The sequence below is a fragment of the Tahibacter caeni genome, from assembly GCF_024609805.1.
In the GTDB taxonomy this organism is placed as follows: domain Bacteria; phylum Pseudomonadota; class Gammaproteobacteria; order Xanthomonadales; family Rhodanobacteraceae; genus Tahibacter; species Tahibacter caeni.
In genome coordinates, this window is the sequence record NZ_JANFVR010000355.1 from 1 (window position 1) to 4,574 (window position 4,574).

Below are 4,574 nucleotides of genomic sequence, written 5' to 3' on the forward strand. Positions count from 1 at the left end.
CCGCCGCGCGCGACCACGGCGGCCGAGCTCGACGCGGCGCTGGCCAAGGGCGCCGGCCTCGTGCGCTTCCCCTGGGCGCGCACGGCCTGGATCCGTCGCGGCCGGGGCGCGACCTTGTATGTGGCCGGCGCCAGCCACATCTGTTCGGCCGCGTTCGCCCGTCTGATCTGCGAGCAGCGCCAGATCGCCGGCGCCGACGTCGACACGCTCGCCGCCGGCGACAAGGCCGTGCTGCTCGCGCTGCTGCAGGCGGGACAGCTCGTGCTCACCCGTCCCCAACGCCGGAGCCGCCGATGATCGAGGACCGTTTCCGCGTCGAGCCGGCCGACTGGATCGTCGACCAGGCCGACCTGAAGTTCGTGCGCACCGAGGTGTTCATCCTCGGCCAGAACATTCCCGAGGATGAGGAATGGGACGAACTCGACGCGCGCTCGATCCACGTGATCGCGCGCGACAACGACGGCCGTCCGATCGGCACGGGTCGGCTCACGCCCGAGGACAAGATCGGCCGCATGGCCGTGCTCGACAGCTGGCGCGGCCGCCGGGTCGGCGCGGCGATCATGCGCGCGCTGATCGAACGCGCGCGCGCGCAGCACCGTCCGGCGCTGGAGATGCACGCGCAGAGCTATGCGATTCCGTTCTATCAGCGCTTCGGCTTCGAGCCCTACGGCGACGAATTCATCGAGTGCGACATCCCGCACCGCCGGATGCGCCTGGAGCTTGCGCCGCCGGATGCGAGCTACCGTCCCGGCAGCCAGCTCGACGAAACGCCCGAACCGCAAACCTTCGCGATCGAGAACCGCGAGCAGGCCACAGCCGCCGTGCTCGAGCTGCTGCGCACGGCCAAGCGCGAGCTCTGCGTGTACACGCGCGACCTCGATCCGGCGCTGTACGAGCAGGAAGCCGTGCTCGAGGAATTCAAGCGCCTGGGCACGGCCGGCCGCGGCGCGCTGATCCGCGTCATCGTGCAGTCGCCGGCCGCGATCGTCGCCGACGGCCACCGCCTGATCCATCTGGCCCACCGCCTGCCCAGCGTGTTCCAGTTCCGCACGCCCGAGATCGAGGAAGACCAGCAGTACGCGTCGGCCTTCCTGATCACGGACCGTCGCGGCTATTACTTCCGTCCGCTCGGCAGCCGTTTCGAGGGCGAGGCCAAGACCTACGCCCCGGGCCGCCAGGCGCAGCTGCGCGAATACTTCAATCAGGTCTGGGAGCGTTCGCTGCCGCCGCCGGGCCTGCGTGAACTGCACCTGTAGCGGACCGGCGCGAACGGCGAAAACCGGCCGAAATCTCCGCACTTATGACCAACGTCGCCTTGTCGCGTCGCAACACGATGAGCGTATAATCCGCGGGTTTCGATCGAGCCCGATCGAGCCCTTCCGACGTGCAGCCAGCACCACACTCCGGTGATCCCCGACGTGAGCGCGAACCTGATCCAGTTCTTCAGCGAGACTTCCCAGCTATCCGGCGGCAACGCCGCGTTCATCGAAGACCTCTACGAATCGTGGCTGCGCGATCCGACGACGGTCTCGCCCGAGTGGCAGCGTTACTTCGACGGCTTCAAGGGCCGCGGCGACCGGCCGCATTCCGACGCGATCGCGCGCATCGCCGCAGCGCAGAAACTCAACGGCCGCGGCGCGGCGACGGCCGCCGCCGCGCCGGTCAACGACGCCCAGGCGCAGAAGCAGGCCGCCGTCCTCAAGCTCGTGACCGCCTACCGTTCGCGCGGCCATCTCGCCGCCTCGCTGGATCCGCTGGATCTCGCCGAGAAGCTGCCGGCGCCGGACCTGGAGCTCGGCTTCCACGGCCTCGACAACGGCGACCTCGACACCGAATTCAACACCGGCTCGCTGGCCGGCCCGCAGCGCCTGAAGCTGCGCGACCTCGTTGCGCTGCTGAAGGCCACCTACGCCAACACGATCGGCGCCGAGTTCATGCACATCAGCGACTCGGTGCAGCGGCGCTGGGTGCACGAGCAGCTCGAAAAGGCCGGCGGCAACTTCGGCCTCGGTGCCGACGACAAGCGCCGCGTGCTCGAGCGCCTGACCGCCGCCGAAGGCCTCGAACGCTATCTCCACACGAAGTACGTCGGCCAGAAGCGCTTCTCGCTCGAAGGCGGCGACAGCCTGATCCCGCTCGTCGACGAGCTCGTGCGCCAGAGCGGCGCCGACGGCGTCAAGGACATGGTCATCGGCATGGCCCACCGCGGCCGCCTGAACGTGCTCGTGAACACCCTGGGCAAGGCCCCGCAGAAGCTGTTCGCCGAGTTCGAGGGCAAGTTCGACCATCCGGACGATCCGGCCCATTCCGGCGACGTGAAGTACCACATGGGCTTCTCGGCCGACATCAAGACGACCGGCCATACGGTGCACCTGGCCCTGGCCTTCAATCCCTCGCACCTGGAAATCGTCGATCCGGTCGTGGCCGGCTCGGTGCGCGCGCGGCAGACACGCCGCGGCGACACGGAGCGAGGCCAGGTCATGCCGGTGCTGATCCACGGCGACGCGGCCTTCGCCGGCCAGGGCGTGGTCATGGAGCTGTTCAACATGTCGCAGGCGCGCGGTTTCGCGGTCGGCGGCACGGTGCACATCGTCATCAACAACCAGGTCGGCTTCACGACGTCCAACCCGCAGGACGCGCGCAGCACGTACTACTGCACCGACGTGGCCAAGATGGTCAACGCGCCGGTGTTCCACGTGAACGGCGACGATCCCGAAGCCGTGCTGTTCGTCGCGCGCCTGGCCTTCGACTACCGCCAGAAATTCAAGCGCGACGTCGTCATCGACCTCGTCTGCTACCGCCGCCACGGCCACAACGAAGCCGACGAGCCGGCCGCGACCCAGCCGGTCATGTACCAGATCATCCGTGCGCGCCAGACGCCGCGCGAGCTCTACGCGCAGCGCCTGCTCGCCGCCGGCATCATCAAGGACGGCGACGCGCAGGCCCTCGTCGACGGCTACCGCAAGAAGCTCGAGGCCGGCCAGCCGGTCGCCGAGCTCGATCCGGATTTCAAGGACCCCTACGCGCTGGACTGGTCCAAGTTCATCGACGGCCGCCTCGACGCGCCGTACGACACCGGCGTGGCCAAGGACAAGCTCGTCGCGCTGAGCCAGAGCCTGCTGAACCTGCCGGCCGAGCTCGTGCTGCATCCTCGCGTGGCCAAGATCTACGAGGACCGCGCCAAGATGGCCGCGGGCCAGCAGCCGCTGGACTGGGGCTTCGCCGAGAACCTCGCCTACGCGACCCTGATCGCCGAAGGCCACGACCTGCGCGTCGTCGGCCAGGACGTCGGCCGCGGCACGTTCTTCCACCGTCATGCGGTGCTGCACGACCAGAAGACCGACGGCACCTACCTGCCGCTGGCCCACCTGCGCGCCGGCGCCAATGTCGAAGTCATCGACTCGGTGCTCAGCGAAGAAGCCGTCATGGCCTTCGAATACGGCTTCACGACGTCCGAGCCGAACACGCTCGTGATCTGGGAAGGCCAGTTCGGCGACTTCGCCAACGGCGCCCAGGTCGTCATCGACCAGTTCATCAGCTCGGGCGAGGCCAAGTGGGGCCGCCTGTCGAGCCTCGCGCTGTTCCTGCCGCACGGCTACGAAGGCCAGGGCCCCGAGCATTCCTCGGCGCGCCTGGAACGTTTCCTGCAGCTCTGCGCGCTGAACAACATGCAGGTCTGCGTGCCGACGACGCCGGCGCAGGCCTTCCACATGATCCGCCGCCAGCTCGTGCGCGACTGCCGCAAGCCGCTCGTGGTCATGACGCCGAAGTCGCTGCTGCGTCACAAGCTCGCCGTATCCTCGCTCGAGGACCTCGCCGGCGGCCGCTTCCAGCTCGTCATCGGCGACTCCACGGCCAAGGCCGGCCAGACCGTGCGCCGCGTCGTGCTCTGCTCGGGCAAGGTCTATTTCGATCTCGTCGACGAATGCGAGAAGCGCGGCGTCGGCGACGTCGCGATCGTGCGCGTGGAACAGCTCTATCCGTTCCCGCGCAGCGAGGTCAAGGCGGAGCTGGCCAGGTACCCGACGGCCAAGGAAGTCGTCTGGTGCCAGGAAGAACCGATGAACCAGGGCGCCTGGTACCAGATCCAGCACCACCTGCGCGCCTGCCTCGGCGCCGAACACAGCCTCAGCTACGCCGGCCGCGCGCGCTCGCCGGCGCCGGCCTGCGGCCATCACAATACCCACGTCGCCGAACAGGCGGCCCTGGTCGAGCAGGCGCTGGTCGCGCCGATCGGCACTGATCACGCCTCGGAGTAAGAAGAAATGACCATCGAAGTCAAAGTCCCGGTCCTGCCCGAATCCGTTTCCGACGCGACCATCGCGACCTGGCACAAGAAGGCCGGCGACGCGGTCAAGCGCGACGAAAACCTGGTCGATCTGGAAACCGACAAGGTCGTTCTCGAAGTGCCGGCTCCGGCCGACGGCGTGCTCAAGGAAATCCGCCGCCAGAGCGGCGACACGGTGAACTCGCAGGAAGTCATCGCCGTGATCGAGGAAGGCGCCGTCGCCGCCGCGGCGCCGGCCGCCGCCAGCGCCCCGGCCGCCGAAGCACCGAAGGCCGCCGCTCCCGCC

The 4,574-nt window shown here is 68.7% G+C and carries 4 protein-coding genes; all 4 read left to right on the top strand.

The features are described 5' to 3' along the window. Positions 1-297, top strand: a 297-nt coding sequence (locus NON22_RS20610) for a winged helix domain-containing protein (protein ID WP_343231952.1), incomplete at its 5' end; no start/stop codon positions are given. Further along, the gene (locus tag NON22_RS20615) at positions 294-1,256 is read left to right on the top strand and encodes a GNAT family N-acetyltransferase (RefSeq protein ID WP_257388861.1); all 963 of its coding nucleotides are present in this window, start codon (positions 294-296) and stop codon (positions 1,254-1,256) included. The genes NON22_RS20610 and NON22_RS20615, both read left to right, overlap by 4 nt. 162 nt (positions 1,257-1,418) lie before the next feature. After that, complete coding sequence (locus NON22_RS20620) at positions 1,419-4,259, top strand: 2-oxoglutarate dehydrogenase E1 component (protein WP_257388862.1); 2,841 nt, start codon at positions 1,419-1,421, stop codon at positions 4,257-4,259. 6 nt (positions 4,260-4,265) lie between these two features. Next, positions 4,266-4,574, top strand: a 309-nt coding sequence (locus tag NON22_RS20625) for a biotin/lipoyl-containing protein (protein ID WP_306673932.1), incomplete at its 3' end; no start/stop codon positions are given.